Genomic DNA, 18,699 nt, shown 5'->3' on the forward strand with positions numbered 1-18,699 from the left:
GAATGCGAAATTTAAATCGCTTTAAGCTCTGAATCCTGAGTCCTGAATCCTGAATCCTGACTATGAAACTGGATATAGCCACATTACCGGGTGATGGAATCGGCAGAGAAGTCGTTGCCGAGGGCGTGAAGGTGGTTTGCGCCATTGCCCAGCGGTTCAATCACGAAGTCGATATTCGTGAGTATGCCATCGGTGGCTCGGCGCTTGATGAATTTGATTCACCGTTTCCCGAAGCGACTGCAAAGGGTTGTCTGGCGAGCAAAGCCGTTTTATTAGGTGCGGTCGGTGGTCCAAAGTATGATGCGAATCCGCGAGGCAAAAAACCCGAAGACGGACTTTTGGCGCTCAGAAAAACTTTGAAGGCGTATGCCAATCTGCGCCCGATTGTGGTTTACCAGGAGTTAATTGAGGCTTCGCCGCTGCGACCTGATATTGTCGAAGGTTGCGATATGTTGATCGTGCGCGAACTGCTCGGCGGATTGTATTTTGGCGAGCCGCGCGGCATCAAAGAAGACCAGGCGTTTAACACGATGGCTTATTCGATTCCTGAAATCGAACGCATCGCCCACGTGGCGTTCAAAGCCGCTGAAAAACGACGGGGCTTAGTGGCATCGGTTGATAAAGCGAATGTTTTGGAAACCTCGCAACTCTGGCGCGAAACCGTGAGCCGCGTGGCGCAAGCTTATCCAACCGTCAAACTCGAACACATCTTGGTTGATAATTGCGCCATGCAAATTGTTCGCGACCCGCGCCGCTTTGATGTGATTTTAACCGAAAATATGTTCGGGGATATTTTGTCAGATGAGGCAGCCGTGATTGCCGGTTCCATCGGTATGCTGGCATCTGCAAGCCTTGGCGGCGAGGTGGGACTGTATGAACCGGTTCATGGTTCTGCGCCTGATATTGCAGGTCAAGGCAAAGCCAACCCGCTTGGCACTATTGCATCGGTTGCGATGATGTTGCGTTATTCATTCGACCTTGAAGAAGAGGCGCGTGCCGTTGAAAGCGCCATCAAAACCGCTCTGGCAAACGGTCTGCGCACGGCAGATTTAGTCACTGGAAGCTCAGCGGTTCCGACAGCTGTAATGGGCGATGCCATAAAATCGCTGCTCCTTAGTATTTAGTCCTTGGCTCACATCCTCAGTTGAGCAAATCAATCACCTTAAACAAGCGATTGCGAGTTGTTCAAAAAAAGATACAGCTAAGGTCTAGGTTTAAAAATAACAAGAAAAACTCGGTGGAAGACTATGAAAGACGATGTCCCTTTTAGGTTGCTCTATGATTCTCAATTTGAACACGACGCTTGCGGTGTAGGGTTTGTCGCGGATATTGCAGGAAATCCGAGTCATGCGCTGTTGGAAATTGCATTGCAGGCGCTCAATCATCTCGTGCATCGCGGCGCGATTGATGCCGATGGCAAAACCGGCGATGGCGCAGGTGTGCTCACCCAACTGCCGAAAAAATTCTTTCAGAAAAAGATTGAAAAATTATGCGGCGCGCGACTTCAAGCGGAAGATATTGCCGTCGGCATGTTTTTTCTGCCGCAGGATGAAACCATTCGTGTCCGCTCGAAAAGCGCCATCAAACGCGCGCTCAAACAATACAACCTGGAATTTTTAGCCTGGCGCAATGTGCCCGTAGATAAAAACGCGCTGGGCACAAAAGCTGCTGAAACTTTGCCGCGCATCGAACAGGCTTTGATTGCGCGCGGCGACTGTCCGCTTACGGAATTTGAGTCAACCCTCTACCTGGTGCGCAAAGAGATTGAACGCCAGACCGCCAACCTCAAAGGCTTTTACACCGTTTCACTGTCAAATCAAACCATCGTCTATAAAGGTTTGTTGGTTGCCTCGCAACTCAAAGCCTTTTACAAAGATTTAAGCGACGGGGATTTCGCTTCGGCAATCGTCGTCTTTCATCAACGCTATTCAACCAACACGTTTCCCAACTGGTCGCTCGCTCAACCGTTTCGCATGATTGCTCACAACGGCGAAATCAATACCATTGCCGGAAATCGCAACTGGATGCGAGCGCGTGAAGCCACCTTGAATTCACCTTTCTGGCAAGAACGCATCGAAAAACTCAAACCGGTCATCTGGTCTGCGGGGTCGGATTCGGCAAGTTTAGATAACACCGCCGAGTTATTGATTAAGAGCGGGCGCGATGTGCTGCAGTCGATGTTGATGTTGATGCCTGAAGCCTTTGAAAACGCTCAGGGGATGAATGCCGATTTGCGCGGTTTTTATGATTATTCGGCGTGTTTGATGGAACCCTGGGACGGTCCGGCGGCGGTCGCCTTCAGCGATGGCAAAATCGTCGGCGCGCGATTAGACCGCAATGGACTGAGACCTGCGCGTTACGCCGTCACCAGTGATGGCTTGATGATTCTGACTTCCGAAGCCGGAGCTATTGAACTCGCGCCGGAAACCATCGTCGAAAAAGGCAGACTTGCGCCCGGCGAAATGATTGCCGTGGATACGACGCGCGGCGTGGTCTTGGGCGATGAAGAAATCAAACGCGGGTGCGCGGCGCGCAAGCCCTATGCCGATTGGGTCAGAGACGGCTTTGTCGCCTGTCCCAGCATTGCCGATAACAACTGCACCGATGATTTCAATGACCTCAGTTTAACCGAGCGCATGAAGGCTTATGGTTACACCCTTGAAGATGTGCAGCGCATCATCGACCCGATGTTTGAAGAAGGCAAAGAGCCTGTGGGTTCGATGGGCGACGATACGCCGCTTGCGGTTTTATCTGCGAAACCGCGAGTGCTTTATAACTATTTCAAACAGCGGTTCGCGCAGGTTACCAATCCGGCGATTGACCCGATTCGCGAACGCGGCGTGATGTCTTTGGAAACCCTGCTTGGCGCAAGAGGCAGTTTGCTTGAAGAGCGCGCGGAGTTTGCCAAACTGGTTAAATTGCATAGCCCGGTGATTACCAACAACGAGCTTGAATGGTTAAAAAACCTCGATAAACAGGGCTTTTCGGCGATAACTTTGAAAACGCTTTTTGAAGTAAAAAATGATCATGCCTGTTCAGAGATGGTTTCAGACCGCCAGGCAAGCGGTCAAAGATCGCTTCTCAACTCTAAGCCTGAGTTATCCGGTTCTTGCCTGGAAAACGCGCTTGATGAGTTATGCGCACAGGCAAGCGAAGCCGCCGACAAAGGCTACGCGATTTTAATTTTAAGCGATAAAGGCATAGATGAATCACACGCGCCGATACCGATGTTGCTTGCCGTGTCGGCTGTGCATCATCACTTGATTCGCGAAGGCAAACGCCTGCGTGTCAGTCTGATTGCCGAAACTGCGGACGCCCGCGAAGACCATCACTTCGCCTGTTTGATGGGTTACGGAGCCAGCGCGGTGAATCCTTATCTGGCATTTGAAATCGTTGCCAACGAAGTTCAGCATCGCGGCATGAGCACACCGGCGGCGCTCAAAAATTACAAGACCGCGGTTGAAAACGGCTTGTTGAAAATCTTGGCGAAAATGGGCATCGCGACGATTGCCAGTTACAGCGGCGCGCAGATTTTTGAAGCCATCGGCGTCGGCGACCGGTTGATTGAAAAATATTTTACCGGCACACCTTCACGCATCGGCGGCATCACGCTTCGCGAAATCGCCGGAGACGGGTTGCAATTTCACGCCTCGGCATTTGCCGTAAAAGATAAACAGCAACTCGATGATGCAGGCTATTATCGCTATCGCGCGGGCGGCGAATTTCACACCTTCAATCCGCAGGTCTTTCGATTGTTGCATAAATTCGCGAGAGCCGGTGATGAAGAAGCCTTCAAAAAATTCGCTGCCCAAATCGATACGCGCGCGCCGGCGGCGCTTCGCGACTTGCTGGAATTTCGCAAAGGCGAAAGCATCGCGCTCGATGAAATCGAAGCCGCAGAAAATATCGTGCGGCGGTTTTCGATTTCCGCCATGTCGCTTGGCGCATTATCGCCCGAAGCCCATGAAACTTTAGCGATTGCCATGAATCGCCTTGGCGCAAAGAGCAACAGCGGCGAAGGCGGCGAATCGCCCGCGCGTTATCGTCCGCGCGAAGATGGCGACTCGGCAAACAGCCGCATCAAGCAAGTGGCTTCGGCAAGGTTTGGCGTGACGCCCGAATATCTGGTGAGCGCCGATGAACTCGAAATTAAAATCGCGCAGGGCGCAAAACCCGGCGAAGGCGGACAATTGCCCGGTCATAAAGTGACTGCCGAAATTGCCGCCATTCGCCATTCAGTGCCGGGCGTGACTTTGATTTCGCCGCCGCCGCATCACGACATTTATTCCATCGAAGACCTCGCGCAACTGATTTACGATTTGCGTCGCATCAATCCGCGCGCCCGCATCGCTGTGAAGTTGGTTTCGGAAGCAGGCATCGGCACGATTGCCGCAGGTGTGACGAAAGCTTTTGCTGATGTCATTCACATTGCCGGGCACGATGGCGGCACGGGCGCGTCGCCTCTCAGTTCGATTAAAAACGCCGGTTCGCCCTGGGAACTCGGACTTGCGGAAACCCAGCAGACGCTGGTGCTCAATGATTTGCGTTCGCGTGTGCGCCTGAGAGTTGATGGCGGCTTCAAATCGGCGCGTGACGTAGTGATGGCGGCGATGTTTGGCGCAGAAGAATTCGGCTTTGCGACCTCGGCGCTTGTGGCGCTTGGTTGCGTGATGGCGCGGCAATGTCATTTGAATACCTGTCCGGTTGGCATCGCAACCCAGGAACAAAACTTGCGCGAACGTTACGCAGGCAAACCCGAAATGGTGATTAATTATTTCCTTTCGCTTGCCGAAGACGTGCGCGTTTTGCTTGCCGAACTCGGATTTCGTTCGCTTGATGACATCGTCGGGCGCGCCGATTTGCTGGTTGAAAAAACCGATGTCAGGCTGCCGAAAGGGGTGAAATTGGATTTGCGCGCGCTGGTTGCTAATGCCGATGAATCCAATACGCGCCCGCGCCGATTCATTGCGGCGCACAAACGTCACGAAGAGGATTCATTGGAAGAGCGCATGATGTTACAGGCATCGCGCGCCATCTTTACAGGCAAACCGATTCAACTGTCTTACAAAATTAAAAACACTGACCGCGCCGTGGGCGCGCGCCTCGCAGGAGAGATTGCCGGAATTTACGGCAATGCCGGCATGCAGGATGCGACCGTTGATATTATTTTGCGCGGCAGCGCCGGTCAGAGTTTCGGGGCGTTTTGTGCGTCGGGCATGAAACTGACAGTCATCGGCGAAGCCAATGATTATGTCGCCAAAGGTATGGGCGGCGGCGAAATCATCATTCGCCCACCGGCTGAAGCCTCTTTCGATTCATCGAAAAATGCCATCATCGGCAATACCGTGTTATATGGCGCAACCGGCGGAACCCTGTTCGTTGCGGGTCGCGCCGGTGAACGTTTCTGTGTTCGCAACAGTGGCGCAGATGCGGTGGTCGAAGGCGTTGGCGACCACGCTTGCGAATATATGACTGCCGGAACCGTCGTGGTGCTTGGCGAAGTGGGGCGCAATTTTGCAGCCGGGATGACCGGCGGCGTGGCGTATGTTCTGGACACGGATGAAACCTTTGAGCGGCGTTGCAATCAAGAGATGGTGACGCTCGAAGCGTTAAAGAGCGAAAGCGATGCGCAAGTGGTGCGCGCCCTCATTCAACGACATTTTGAACTCACCGGCAGTTTGAAATCTCGCGAAGTGTTGTGGAACTGGAAAAATTATCGCCGTCAATTTTGGAAAGTCATCACCCAGGGCGCAAAGTTAATCGAAGCGCAGAAAAAAACCGAGAGCAAAGGCGCCGCGGTTCAGGGCAGTCGCAGAGTTTTTGCTGCCGCCGAACGCTGGGTAAAAACCAGGCTTTTCCAAATTATCTGAATGCGAGAAAATAAACTGTCCGAATTCGTATTAAATTCGCGAATTGAACAGCAATGATAGAAAAGCGATTGAAGACGGTTTTCACATCATCAATCACATCATTCAGGAAAATCAGGCAATCAACGATTAATTCGGGTAAATAATCAAAATTAAGAATAATCACGAATCTAGGGGTTAGCTATGGATTTAATGCAACTTGAAATGTTTGTTGCGATGGTCGAAGAACAGAATTTTCATAAAGCCGCTGAGCGTGTCTTTCGCACCCAACCGGCGCTCAGCATGGCGCTTAGAAAACTCGAACAGGAACTCAGCGCGCCGCTGTTTGACCGCTCAGACCGCAACAACTATTCGCTTACCGATAGCGGCGAAGTGCTCTATGAATACGCCAAACGCCTGCTCAATCTGCGCGATGAAGCGATAACCACTTTGCAACGCCTGCACACCTTGCAAAGCGGACGCATTCGCATCGGCGCTAATGAAAGCACCAGTCTTTACCTGTTGCCGCAACTCATTCTGGCGTTTCGCGAACAATTTCCGAAAATCAAAATCGAAGTCTTTCGCCAACTCTCGACGAAATTGCCGACCGAACTAAGGCAGCGCAATTTGGATGTCGCTATCTTAGCCTATTTGCCGGAAGGCTCTGACCTTGAATCAACCTTGATTGTGCGCGATGAACTGGTATTGATTGCCAGTCCCGAAAACCCGCTGGCGCATGAACAGCGCGTTCATATACGCGATTTGGGCGGCGAATCGTTTATTGCCCACAATGCTCATTCACCGGCGCGGCAAAAAGTTATTGATACGTTTCGCAAATATCAAACGCCTTTAAATATCACCACCGAAATCGCCACGATGGAGACGATCAAAAAATTCGTTTCCATGAATATCGGTCTTGGGTTTGTGCCGCTCATGTGCGTAACCGAAGCGGTCGAGCGCGGCGAACTGGTTGTCGTACCGCTTGAAGGCTTTCATTATGAACGCAATTTGTGGGCGGTGCGGCGGCGAACGGAAGCCCATTCACACGCGGCGCAGGCGTTTATGAAAGTCATTCAGACGATGTTGGAAGAGAATTTGCAGAAAGCCGCTATTCCATCCATCAATCGCGATGGGGATGAAACGGCACAGATAAATTAAATTTTGCGAGCAACGCCGAGTGTTGGGCTTGCCGTCAGAATAAGCGTCTGCGTAAAATTCGCATCTGACAAATCATCATCACATTTGAGGAGAAAGAAATTGAAGAAAGCCAGATTATTCATTGTTGTACTTTTCATAGCCGGACTCGTTCCGATCTTTACCAGCAGTTCAATGGCTTATCCGCCATTTGTCGCCAAATCCAAAAAGTTCGGAGCCAAAGATTGCAAGTTCTGTCATGTGAAAGCCGAAGGCGGTCCCCCCTTCAACGCGCGTGGCAAGTGGTTAATCAGCGAAAAGACCAAGCGCAACGCCGATGCCGTTGACCCGGAATGGCTCGCGGATTACAAACCTGCGAAAAAGAAATAACCCCGCGATTAACAACATAAAAGGCTAAAGTGAGCAGTCGGCGCTTTAGCCTTTTGTATTTTGTGAAGCTGATTTTTTGCGGGATTATCATTGAAACTGATTGAACAAATCACCGAAGCCTCGATGGGGCACGATTCAATACCTTGAAACGCCGTTGGTTTTATTAATCATTCGTCTGTTTCAAAGCTTTTCGGTCAATCTTGCCGCGATCATTTTTCGGAAGGTCGGCGACAAATTCAATCCAGCGCGGGTATTTGTAAGGCGCCAGGCGACTCTTCACCATATCTTTTAAATCCGTTTCCAACTCTGCGTTTGCCGCGTGACCTTCGGCGACCACAATAAAGGCTTTCGGTTTGATTAAGCCTTGTTCATCCATCGCGCCGATAACCGCAACTTCGGCGACTGCCGGGTGTTCGAGCAGACAATTTTCAATCTCTGTGGGCGAAGCAAACATGCCGCTCACCTTCAACATTTCATCGGTGCGCCCGGCATACCAGTAATAACCCTGTTCATCGACGCGAAACTGGTCGCCGGTCGTACACCAATCGCCCGCAAAGGTCTCTTTGCTCTTGTCGTGCGCGTTCCAATAACAAAGCGCCGCCGAATCGCCTTTGATTCTCAGCGTCCCCATTTCGCCGGTCGGCACTTCGCGCCCTTCTGCGTCAACAATCTGCGCGGTGTAGCCTTCGACGATGCGACCGAGGCTGCCGAGTTTGACATCGCCCGGACGATTGGTGATGTAGATATGAAACATTTCGGCAGAACCGATGCCGTCTAAAATCTCTACGCCGAAAGTCTCAATCCAACGCAAATAGAGTTCGGGCGGCAGGGCTTCACCCGCCGATAAACAAAACCTGAGACTCGACAAATCATAACGCTTCGCGCTGTTCGCTTGATGTTGCAGCATGGCGTTAATCATGGTCGGTACGCTGGTTAAAATCGTCGGGCGATATTTTTCAATCATTGCGAACATGGCTTCGGCAGTTGAACGCTCGGCAAACAGCGCGGTTGCGCCGCCGACCGCAAATGGAAACAGTAGATTGGTTCCGGTCGCGTAACCGAAAAATAATTTCGGGACTGAAAGCGTGATGTCCGATTCGTTGATACCAAGCACCCGTTTGGCGTAGCACTCGGTGTTGTAAGGCATATCGTGTTGCAGATGAACGGCGGCTTTCGGTTGCCCGGTCGAACCTGATGTAAAAAGCCAGATAGCGAGGTCGTCGCGGGTCGTCGGCGCGGTTGCCAGTTCGCTGGAATGTTCGGCGATGGTTTGCTCAAACGGGTGAATATCACAGTAGCCGGCGATGCCTTCGATTTTACCTGTGACCTCTGTGTCAACAACGAGAATGTGTCTGAGGAAACGCGAATGCGCGACCGCAGGTGTGAAGCGTTCCATCACGTCTTTGTGAACCACGGCGACTTTGGCGCGAGTGTATTCGAGATAATATTCGTAATCGCTGGTCGGCAAAATGGTGTTGACCATGGAAATCACCGCGCCGATTTTTGCAGTGGCAAACCACGCGGCGACGAATTCGATGGAATCCGGCAGCACAAGCAACACACGGTCTTCAATTTCAACACCAAACGAACGCAAGGCATTGCCGCAAGCGTTCGCCATTTGCTGCACGTCGCTGTAGGTGTATTGTTCATCGCGATAGTAAACGGCAACCTTATCGCCGCGCCCTTCGCTGATGTTGTGATCAAGATAATAAGTTGCAATGTTGAACGGTTCTGGAAAAGATATGGTCATAGTCAATAATCCAAGTTTAGTGATGAGTAATGAGTGATGAGTTTCTCATTTAGAGTTCATCACGTCGCCTCTGAACAGATGCGCGTAATCCTCCGATTATCTGTCCTAATTCTTTTGCTTTTGTCATCAATGAATCAAAAGCTGGTTTCTCTAAATATCCCGCGTCTAATGCAACATAAAGTTGCGAACGGAATTCGGCACAGGACGCTTTGGCAATCGAAAGAAATTGATGAAACTCTGTAGCTTTTCCTCGCTCAAACCCTTCAGCGATGTTTGACATGATCGAGACTGAGGCTCTGCGAATTTGATCTTTCAAGCCATAATCCCGCGCAAATTTTCCTTCCTCAGTAACTTTATAAATGAATGAGGTCAACGCCCGAGCTTTTTGCCAGGCGATAAAATCTTCAAATTGTTCTATCCTGTTTCCACTCATTACTCATTACTCATCACTCATTACTTTCTTATTGCCAGGTCGCGTAAAACTCACAAAACGCATCGCCGCGCCCGGTGCAACGGGTGTGCAGGACGCGCGGGTTTTCGGCTCCGCAAATTTCGATGGCGCGGCGAAAATATTCGGTGCCGCTGGCGCAATAACTCACGGGCGGCGGGGTGTCGTAATTGATTTTGAGCATGCCGCTATTCGGGCTTAACTCTTCATAAGTCGCGGTGCCGAAATCTTGATAGGAACGATGAATGAGCGCCGTCTGTCTTAAAAAGGCGTGAATGTCGGCGTCGAGCAAACTGCTGTACGCGCCGGATAAATTCGAGGTCGCGGAAAATTCTCCGAGTTTTTGAAATATCGCTTCCGGGTTGCCGTCAAGCACATCGGCGATGGCATTATCTACGCGGTCAAGTAGAGCGAGGGTGTACCAATGATCGATTTCGATTTCGCTAAGCGCGGCGCGGTCGGCTTCGCTAAGTTGCTCCAGCACTGTAGTCCAAACGTCGAGTCCGTGATTCATCAAAACGTATAAAAATCGTGAGCGCAAAACTCCGCCTTTGATGTGCATATCAGCGTAAGCGGTTGATGGCGAATTCATGTTGCATCTCCAATCGTGTAAAATCAGCGGCTCAGTCGGTCGAATTATAGCCGAAACCAAAAGGTCAAGGTAGCACATGAAAAAATCAACTACGAAAAAAGTTGTGCGATTGAAAGTTAAAAAATTGCAAAATGCGATTACCGATGTCGCAGGCATCGCGGTCGGTCACGCCGCCAACGAAGAAGCGCGTACCGGCTGCACGGTGATTTTATGTAATGCTGAAGGGGCGGTCTGCGGCGTTGACGTGCGCGGCGCGGCACCCGGCACGCGCGAAACCGATCTGCTCGACCCGTCGAATTTAGTTGACCGCGTCCATGCGGTTTTGCTTTCGGGCGGCTCGGCTTTTGGACTGGATGCCGCAACTGGCGTGATGAAATTTCTGGAAGAGCGCGGCATCGGCTTCGACACAGGGGTAGCGCGCGTGCCGATTGTTCCGGCGGCGGTGATTTTCGATTTAGCAGTGGGCGCGGCAAACATTCGCCCCGATTCGGTGATGGGTTATCTCGCCTGTATGAACGCGACGAGTGAACGGGTTGCCGAAGGCGCGGTTGGCGCGGGCACAGGCGCGATGGTCGGGAAAATTTTGGGGTTGTCGAATGCGTCGCCGGGTGGTGTGGCAACGGCTTCGATGAAACTCGCATCGGGAGCGACCGTCGGTGTGCTGGTGGTGGTTAATGCTTTTGGCGATATTGTTGATCCGACGAGCGGCGAAATTTTAGCGGGCGCAAGGTTTCCCAACGGGCGTGGCTTTTTGAATACGCAGAGAGCCATTGAACAGGGCTTGCCGCAAAGAGGGGGCAGAGGTTCCGCACAAGCAAAAGCGAAGAATAGAGAGAAGGGTGAATTAAAAAATGTTTCGCGCAAGCTCTCGGCGATTTCAAAACATCCGTTTGCTTCGGGAATAGAAAACACCACGCTGGCAGTTGTGGCGACCGATGCGAAACTCACGAAAGCCGAGGCTCGCAAAGTCGCACAGATGGCGCATGACGGACTGGCGCGTGCCATCCGCCCGATTCACACCATGTTTGACGGCGACACCATTTTCGCGTTATCAACCGGCGCGATGCAAAGTGACGTGACCACCCTTGGCACTGTCGCCGCAGAGCTATTAACCAAGGCGATTGTTCAAGTGGCAAACCTTAAACTGTAACATCCGCGCTGCGCGTGAACTCGGCGGTTTTCGGGTCGCGGGCGTGCGCGTGTTTATAATCATCGGCGTTGTGATGCACATCGGGCGGACAGCCGCGCTCAATCATTGAAGCGAAATAGGCATCAATCTGGTCGAATATCTCGGTGATGGTTGGCGAATGAAAGACCCGTTCGCGAAGTCGCGCGCCGCCCGCAAGTCCGTGTGTGAAATAGCCGCACATCTGTTTCAACTTGCCACTCAATGCGCGTTCCGGCATTTCGTCTTTCAGGAGTTCGTAATAGCGATGCAGAACCTGTTGCTTTTCGCCTAACCCCGGTTGATAAATATCGCGCCCTTCCATCAAATCGACGGTCTGGCGAAATATCCACGGGTTGGCAATCGCGCCGCGCCCGATCATCACTGCGTCAACCGCTGTTTGCTTGAATCGCGCAACGGCTTGTTCGGCATTGATTACATCACCGCAACCGATGACTGGAATGTTCACTGCCTGTTTGACCGCCGCAATCACCTCCCAATTGGCGCGTCCGCTATAACCTTGCATTCTGGTGCGCCCGTGAATCGCAACCATATTGCCGCCGCTGCCTTCGACGATTTTCGCGACTTCGATGGCATTGATGCTGCTGTCGTCCCAGCCTGTGCGAAGCTTCATGGTCACAGGAATTTTCACCCGGCGACGAATCGTGAGAAGGATTTTTTCGAGTTGCGGCAAATCGCGAAGCAGCGACGAACCGCCACCGCCTTTCACCACTTTTTTAGCAGGGCAACCGCAATTGATATCAACGATGTCTGCGCCTGCTTCTTCGATGATTTCCGCAGCCATTGCCATGCGCTCTTCGTCGTAACCGAAAATCTGAATCGACAGCGGGCGCTCTTCCGGCAAAAACCGCATCATGCGGTGCGTCCGCATATTGCCGCGTGTGAGTCCTTCGACGGAAATAAACTCGGTGACGATTAACCCGACGCCGGTGAGTTCTTTAATCAGGCGACGAAAAGAGGAATCGGTGACGCCAGCCATTGGCGCTAAGACCAGCGCCGGATTGATGCGCACATTGCCGATAAACATTTCACGAACTGCATTCATAGAGCGAAAAGTTTAACATGCGAGCGGCGCGGGCGGACAGTTTTTAGAAATTTGTGGCGATACGGCATAGGGTTTTGTGAAAGTGAAAAGCGTAAACTCTGAAAGGAAGAAATTTTCCTGGATAGAGGCGGATACAACGCACCATCAGATGAATCCGCTCTATCCGAGAGTAAACCTTTCACTTTCGCAAGCGGCGCATAGCGTTTCATGGTGAGGCGTCGGATTTTGAAAAAATTCATGATTTGGAAAAGGTTCAAACGCAGCCATTAAATTTTCAGTCTTTCTATTTCAGGCAGCACCCTTGGCGCGTATAATAAAAGCCACGTTCCGACCTTGATTTCTTAAACCGGATTAAGGCGCGTTTATGAGCAGAAAGCTTCTAGCCCGATTGTTGATAGTTTTATCCCCGTTGGTGTGGCTGATGATTGCCCCGCCAACCGAGCATGCGCAAAAAACCGCAAGCGCCATTACTTTCGATAAAACCATTCAACCTTTTTTAGCCGCCAATTGTTACGCTTGCCATAATGCCAAAGTTAAATCGGGAGGCTTGAATCTCGAAGCTTATAAAACGCGCCAGTCGGTCGCGCAAAACCGCGCAAGCTGGGAACCTATCGCAGAGAAATTGCGCACCGGCGAGATGCCGCCGCAAGGCGTGCCGCGACCAAATAAAGTTGAGGTTGAAAAAGTCGTCAACTGGATTACGAGTGAACTGGCGCATGGCGCGTGGATGACCAAGCCCAATCCCGGTCGCGTCACAGCGCGCCGTCTGAATCGCGCCGAATATAACAACACCGTGCGTGATTTGCTGGGCGTGGGTCTGCGCCCCGCCGATGATTTTCCCCAGGACGATTCCGGTTATGGGTTCGATAACATCGGCGATGTGCTGTCGCTTTCACCTGTGCTGATGGAAAAATATTTCGCCGCCGCAGAACGTGTCGCTCGTACAGCAGTGTTCGGACAAGCGTTAATCAAGCCGACGCTGGTGCGCAAAGGCGCAATCGGACAACGCATCATGCCGCGCAACACGCCTTTATTCGACTATGACCTCACCGGACTCAGCCTGCCGAACGGCTTGCAGACGACTTATCGTTTTCCGGTGGATGGTGAATATAATCTGCGCAGCTTTTTGGGCGGCATTCGTCCAGCCGGGTCAGAAGCTTTGCAAATCGCTTTATGGATAGATGGTGAGCAGGTCAAAGTTGTTACCTTCGATCCTGATGGGGTCGCGTCGTTTGCCCAGGATAGGCAGGAATTCTGGGGCATGGCACAGGATTTCCGCACGCGCATCACTGCCGGTGAGCATTGGCTGGCGGTTTCAATTCTGCGCCTCTACGAAGGGTTGCCGCCCGCTTACAAGGGACCCAATCCATCAAAGAAACCAACGCCGCCACCGCCTGTATTCAAAGCGCCGCCGAATCTGCCGCCGGAACGAGTTGAAGAACTCAGAAAAGCTTTTGAAGCGCGCCGCGCCGAAGTGATACCGGCAAATGATGCGCGCATCACCGCCATTGAAATTGGCGGTCCCTACGAACAACCGCGAGGACCTTCGGCAGTGAGTCGCAAGTTAATTTACAGTTGCGGGCATGTTGACGGTCATCATCAAGCGGATTGTGAGCGGAAGATTATTGCGAATCTCGCGCGTCGCGCTTATCGTCGTCCGGTCACGCCGGAAGAAATCAATCAATTGGTAAACCTCAGTTCATTAGCCAGACAACGCGGCGATTCATTTGAAGAAGGGCTTACCCTGGCGCTTGAAGCGATGCTGGTTTCGCCGCATTTTCTCTTTCGCATCGAAAAAGACCAGGCGACAACGGCGCAAACCGCGCGTCCGTTGAATGATTATGAACTGGCTTCACGCATCAGCTATTTTCTGTGGAGCAGTATGCCCGATGATGAATTGCTGCGATTGGCTGAACAAAAGTTACTCAGAAAACCCGAAGTGCTCGCAGCGCAAATCAGACGTATGCTACAGGACGCGAAATCCTTTGCGCTGGTGGAAAATTTCGGCGGGCAGTGGCTGGAACTCCGCAAACTGGAATCGGTCAACCCAGACCGTAACCGCTTTCCCGAATTCGATGAATACCTGCGCCGCTCGATGCGTCGCGAAACCGAATTATTTTTTGATTACATCATTCGCAATGACCAGAGCATCCTCGATTTCATTGATGGCAACTACACCTTTGTGAATGAGCGACTGGCAAAATTTTATAAACTCGATGAGGTGAATGGCGCAGATTTTCGCAAAGTCGCGCTGACCGGCACAGAGCGCGGCGGCGTACTCACGCAAGCCAGTGTGCTCACGGTTTCATCCTATGCGACGCGCACTTCGCCTGTGCTTCGCGGTCGTTGGATTTTGGAAAATCTGTTGAATGCGCCGCCACCGCCACCGCCGCCCGATGTGCCAAACCTCGATGAAGCGAAAATCGGCAAATCGATTTCACTACGTGAACAATTGGAACAGCATCGCAAAAATGCGACCTGCGCCGCCTGCCATGCGCGAATGGACCCGCTGGGGTTTGGACTCGAAAATTTCAACGCCATCGGCGCGTGGCGCACCGAGGATGGTAAATTTCCGATTGACTCGACAGGCACGCTGCCTGATGGCAGGACTTTTAAAGGTGCCGGGCAACTCAAAGCGCTGTTGAAAGCTGACCGCAATGCCTTTGCCGAAGGCTTGACGGAAAAATTATTGACCTATGCGCTGGGACGCGGGCTTGAAGCCTATGATAAACCGGCAGTGAAAAAGATTGCCGCTCGCGTGACTGCCGACAATTATCGTTTTTCCAGTCTGGTGCTGGAAATTATCAAAAGCCTGCCGTTTCAAATGCGAAGAGGAGATTGAACATCAATGATCATCACCCGCAAACATCTGCCGCGACGAATATTTTTAAAAGGCGTGGGAACCGCGATTGCCTTGCCGATGCTCGATGCGATGACGCCTGCACTGGCGTTGCCCAATCAAATGAAAGCCCGGACGCCTGTTCGTTTAGCTTTTGTCTATGTGCCAAACGGCATCGTCATGAAAGACTGGACGCCGAAAACCGCTGGCAAAGATTTTGAGTTCACGCGAATTTTGAAACCACTTGAAGCCTTTCGCGAAGATTTGCTGGTGCTTTCGGGACTCGATGACCACAACGGCAATGCGCTTGGCGACGGTCCGGGCGACCACGCGCGCGCCGGTGCAGCGATTTTAACCGGTGTGCATTGCAAAAAAACTGCGGGCGCAGATATTCATAACGGCATTTCTGCCGACCAGGTCGCGGCAAAAGCCATAGGCGCAAAGACTCGTCTGGCATCAATGGAACTCGGTTGCGAAGATTCGCGCACTGTGGGCAATTGCGATTCGGGGTACAGTTGCGCTTATACCAACAGCATTTCCTGGCGCAGCGAAACCACGCCGATGCCGCCCGAAGTCAATCCGCGCAACGCATTTGAACGATTGTTCGGGACAAATGATTACAGCCTCAATGCCGAAACCCGCGCCAGACGGGCAGAATATCGTAAGAGCATCCTTGATTTGGTTCGCGAAGATTCCGAGAAACTGAGCAAGAGTCTAGGGCAGGCAGACCGTCGCAAAATTGACGAATACCTCACCGCAGTGAGAGAAGTTGAAAAGCAAATCGCTGCTGCCGAAAACGATAATGCACAGGTCAATCCGACGATTGAAAAACCCGCAGGCATTCCCGCGACGTTTCGTGAATATGCGAAAATCATGTTTGACCTGCAACTGGTGGCTTTTCAATCCGACATCACGCGCATCTCTACGTTGATGCTCGGTCGTGAAGGCAGCATGCGCGTCTATCCCGAAATTGAAGTCCCAGACCCACATCATCCGCTTACCCATCATCGCAATAATGCCGAGTGGATCGAGCGAGTCACGAAAATCAATTGTCTGCACACAGAATTATTCGCCTATTTTCTGCAACGGCTCAAATCCACAAAAGAGGGCGAAGGCACATTGCTCGACCATTCGATGATTGTTTATGTCAGTGGTCTAAGCGATGGCAATCGACACACGCACGAAGAGTTGCCGGTGATTTTGGCGGGACGCGGCGATGGCAAACTTCAACCCGGATGCCATATGGTTTACAAAAGAGGCACGCCAATTACCAATTTGTATATGAATTTGCTTGAACACTTGGGCGTTCAAGTTGAGCGCCTTGGCGACAGCACCGGTAAACTCGCGCAGCTTACGGAAGGGTAAAGATTTTTACATCGCTTTAATTTCTAAAATTTTTTCCTGCGGCTGTGCTGCTTTAAAGATTTTTACATCGCTTTAATTTCTAAAATTTTCTTCTGCGGCTGTGTTGCTTTGATGTGCGGGGATTTTCAGACTCCCCGATGCTTCGCTTATTTTTTTCGGGGCTACGCCCCAAATTGGCAGCGCAGCCGAAGAAGTATTGAATTTGTAATCAGCACGGTTAATCCACTGGCTGAATAAGGTTCCGACACATTAACGTTAAAGCCAAGCCGTCAATATTCCCTGCACAATTTTGGAGAAAACCATTGATGATGAAAACTGCAACTGTCGTGCTCCTGTTTTTATTTGTCTTTCCTTTAACCACTTTCACACAAACGCAACCACCGCAGGAAAATTATCCGTTAAGCGCGGATTCCAAACCGCAACCCGGCGTGCCGAAAGGCGAAGTGCTCAAATTCAGTTTTGCTAAATCGAAAATTTTTCCCGGCACCTATCGCGATTACTGGGTCTATGTGCCGGCTCAGTATTCGCCCGATAAACCCGCCTGTGTGTTGGTCAATCAAGATGGCTTGCAATACGATGCGCCAACGGTTTTCGATAATTTGATTCACAAAAAAGAAATGCCCATCACCATCGGCATATTCGTAATGCACGGGCGCGTGCTTGCCGCCGATAGTAACACCGCGCTTGACCGCTTCAATCGCAGCTTTGAATATGACGGACTCGGCGATAACTATGTGCGTTTTTTGCTTGAAGAATTGTTGCCTGAAGTGGAGAGCAAAAAAACTTCGGATGGACGAGCGATTCGCTTATCTAAAAGCGGCAATGACCGCGCCATCAGCGGGCAAAGCAGCGGGGCAATCTGCGCCTTTACGGTGGCGTGGGAACGACCCGATGCTTTTACTCGCGTCTTCAGTGCCATCGGTACTTATGTAGGACTGCGCGGCGGCGACCGTTACGCAACACTCGTTCGCAAATACGAACCGAAACCGATTCGCATTTTTTTACAGGATGGCGCAAACGATTTGAACATTTATGCGGGCGATTGGTGGATGGCAAATCAAACCCTGGAACGCGCGCTAGTGTTTGCCGGCTACGAAGTGCAACACCTCTGGGGCGAAGGCGCGCATAATGGCAAACACGCGACGGCAATTTTCCCTGATGCCATGCGCTGGCTTTGGAAGGATTGGCCTCAGCCTGTTAAAGCCGGACAATCGAAAAACGCCACGCTTACGGCGATTCTCGCGCCCAATGAAACCTGGCAACTGGTCAGCGAAGGTTACGGCTACAGCGAAGGCGCGGCGGTCAACTCTAAAGGCGAAGTGTTTTTCAATGATGTAGCAAAAAATAAGACCTACAAAATCGGACTGGACGGAAAAGTAGGCGAAGCGTTTGCCGATGCAAAAAAGAGCAACGGGCAGGCATTTGGTCCTGACGGCAAACTTTATGCGGTCGCGGGCATTGACCAGAAAATTTTCGCTTTTGACGCCGATGGCAAAGCCAAACTGATTGCCGATAAAATTGCCTGCAATGATATTGTGGTCGCGCACAATGGCAACATCTATGTCACCAATCCGCCGCTCGGCAACGCGAACGAATCGAGCAACGTCTGGCTCATCAAGCCGACAGGTGAAAGGCTGTTGGTGGACAGCGGGTTGAAATACGCCAATGGCATCACCTTATCGCCCGACCAGACCTTGCTTTATGTCACCGATTATCGTTCGCACTGGATTTATAGTTATTCAATAAAACCGGATGGATCGTTGCAATACAAGCAGCGATATTACTGGTTGCATGTGCCCGACACCGATGATGAAAGCGCTGCCGATGGCATTCGCGCAGACCGCGACGGCAGGCTGTATGTGGCGTCGGCTTTAGGTGTGCAGGTGTGCGACCAGGCTGGACGTGTGCAATGCATTTTGCCAACGCCCAACGGCAAAGTTTCAAATCTCTGTTTTGGTGGCGAGAATTTCGATACCTTGTTTGCCACCTGTGGCGACAAAATTTATAAACGCAAATTGAATGTCAAAGGCGCGCAAAGTTGGGCTGCGCCCATCAAACCCGCTCCACCGCGATTGTAAAAAGTAAGTATTTCAAACTCCCTACA

General features: G+C 51.6%; 12 protein-coding genes. 8 read left to right on the forward strand and 4 right to left on the reverse strand.

Annotation, left to right across the window (positions count from 1 at the left end; genetic code table 11):
• Nucleotides 1-62 precede the first annotated feature (62 nt).
• The 4 genes from leuB to AB1757_04170 all read left to right on the forward strand — a co-directional run bounded on the left by leuB (nt 63) and on the right by AB1757_04170 (nt 7,370).
• A complete protein-coding gene (leuB, locus tag AB1757_04155) occupies nt 63-1,124 on the forward strand; it encodes a 3-isopropylmalate dehydrogenase (protein MEW6126234.1) in 1,062 nt (353 codons plus the stop codon).
• A gap of 123 nt (nt 1,125-1,247) precedes the next feature.
• Entirely contained in the window at nt 1,248-5,870 is a 4,623-nt protein-coding gene (gltB, locus tag AB1757_04160) for a glutamate synthase large subunit (protein MEW6126235.1), read from the forward strand.
• Nucleotides 5,871-6,050: 180 nt separating this feature from the next.
• Nucleotides 6,051-7,004, forward strand: a complete 954-nt coding sequence (locus AB1757_04165) for a LysR family transcriptional regulator (GenBank protein ID MEW6126236.1) — start codon at nt 6,051-6,053, stop codon at nt 7,002-7,004.
• Nucleotides 7,005-7,103: 99 nt separating this feature from the next.
• Complete coding sequence (locus tag AB1757_04170) at nt 7,104-7,370, forward strand: hypothetical protein (GenBank protein ID MEW6126237.1); 267 nt, start codon at nt 7,104-7,106, stop codon at nt 7,368-7,370.
• 163 nt (nt 7,371-7,533) lie between these two features.
• Here the strand turns inward: AB1757_04170 and AB1757_04175 are convergent, their stop codons facing one another.
• From AB1757_04175 to AB1757_04185, 3 genes are read right to left on the reverse strand one after another with little or no spacing between them, the layout of a single operon-like run.
• On the reverse strand, nt 7,534-9,120 hold the full coding sequence (locus tag AB1757_04175) for a benzoate-CoA ligase family protein (protein ID MEW6126238.1): 1,587 nt from the start codon (nt 9,118-9,120) through the stop codon (nt 7,534-7,536).
• Nucleotides 9,121-9,169: 49 nt separating this feature from the next.
• Entirely contained in the window at nt 9,170-9,553 is a 384-nt protein-coding gene (locus AB1757_04180) for a four helix bundle protein (GenBank protein MEW6126239.1), read from the reverse strand.
• A 28-nt stretch (nt 9,554-9,581) separates the two neighbouring features.
• Nucleotides 9,582-10,160: a hypothetical protein gene (locus AB1757_04185; protein MEW6126240.1), complete on the reverse strand. Its 579-nt coding sequence runs from the start codon at nt 10,158-10,160 to the stop codon at nt 9,582-9,584.
• Between the two features lie 76 nt (nt 10,161-10,236).
• On the opposite strand from AB1757_04185, the gene AB1757_04190 reads away from it, so the two are divergent.
• On the forward strand, nt 10,237-11,310 hold the full coding sequence (locus tag AB1757_04190) for a P1 family peptidase (protein ID MEW6126241.1): 1,074 nt from the start codon (nt 10,237-10,239) through the stop codon (nt 11,308-11,310).
• Here AB1757_04190 and dusB read toward each other — a convergent pair.
• Nucleotides 11,300-12,391, reverse strand: coding sequence for a tRNA dihydrouridine synthase DusB (dusB, locus tag AB1757_04195; GenBank protein ID MEW6126242.1), 1,092 nt, complete (start codon nt 12,389-12,391; stop codon nt 11,300-11,302). The genes AB1757_04190 and dusB overlap by 11 nt on opposite strands.
• Nucleotides 12,392-12,755: 364 nt before the next feature.
• On the opposite strand from dusB, the gene AB1757_04200 reads away from it, so the two are divergent.
• From AB1757_04200 to AB1757_04210, 3 genes are all read left to right on the forward strand, one after another.
• Entirely contained in the window at nt 12,756-15,233 is a 2,478-nt protein-coding gene (locus AB1757_04200) for a DUF1592 domain-containing protein (GenBank protein MEW6126243.1), read from the forward strand.
• Between the two features lie 6 nt (nt 15,234-15,239).
• Nucleotides 15,240-16,595, forward strand: coding sequence for a DUF1552 domain-containing protein (locus AB1757_04205; protein ID MEW6126244.1), 1,356 nt, complete (start codon nt 15,240-15,242; stop codon nt 16,593-16,595).
• Between the two features lie 308 nt (nt 16,596-16,903).
• Nucleotides 16,904-18,673: an SMP-30/gluconolactonase/LRE family protein gene (locus AB1757_04210; protein ID MEW6126245.1), complete on the forward strand. Its 1,770-nt coding sequence runs from the start codon at nt 16,904-16,906 to the stop codon at nt 18,671-18,673.
• Nucleotides 18,674-18,699 lie beyond the last annotated feature (26 nt).

It is taken from the genome of Acidobacteriota bacterium (assembly GCA_040754075.1).
GTDB lineage: Bacteria > Acidobacteriota > Blastocatellia > UBA7656 > UBA7656 > JBFMDH01.

What these genes read in the sequence shown, in the direction of transcription:
- leuB (MEW6126234.1), top strand. Translation starts at nt 63, where the DNA reads ATGAAACTGGATATAGCCACATTACCGGGTGATGGAATCGGCAGAGAA.
- gltB (MEW6126235.1), top strand. Translation starts at nt 1,248, where the DNA reads ATGAAAGACGATGTCCCTTTTAGGTTGCTCTATGATTCTCAATTTGAA.
- AB1757_04165 (MEW6126236.1), top strand. Translation starts at nt 6,051, where the DNA reads ATGGATTTAATGCAACTTGAAATGTTTGTTGCGATGGTCGAAGAACAG.
- AB1757_04175 (MEW6126238.1), bottom strand. Translation starts at nt 9,120, where the DNA reads ATGACCATATCTTTTCCAGAACCGTTCAACATTGCAACTTATTATCTT.
- AB1757_04180 (MEW6126239.1), bottom strand. Translation starts at nt 9,553, where the DNA reads ATGAGTGGAAACAGGATAGAACAATTTGAAGATTTTATCGCCTGGCAA.
- AB1757_04185 (MEW6126240.1), bottom strand. Translation starts at nt 10,160, where the DNA reads ATGAATTCGCCATCAACCGCTTACGCTGATATGCACATCAAAGGCGGA.
- AB1757_04190 (MEW6126241.1), top strand. Translation starts at nt 10,237, where the DNA reads ATGAAAAAATCAACTACGAAAAAAGTTGTGCGATTGAAAGTTAAAAAA.
- dusB (MEW6126242.1), bottom strand. Translation starts at nt 12,391, where the DNA reads ATGAATGCAGTTCGTGAAATGTTTATCGGCAATGTGCGCATCAATCCG.
- AB1757_04200 (MEW6126243.1), top strand. Translation starts at nt 12,756, where the DNA reads ATGAGCAGAAAGCTTCTAGCCCGATTGTTGATAGTTTTATCCCCGTTG.
- AB1757_04205 (MEW6126244.1), top strand. Translation starts at nt 15,240, where the DNA reads ATGATCATCACCCGCAAACATCTGCCGCGACGAATATTTTTAAAAGGC.
- AB1757_04210 (MEW6126245.1), top strand. Translation starts at nt 16,904, where the DNA reads ATGAAAACTGCAACTGTCGTGCTCCTGTTTTTATTTGTCTTTCCTTTA.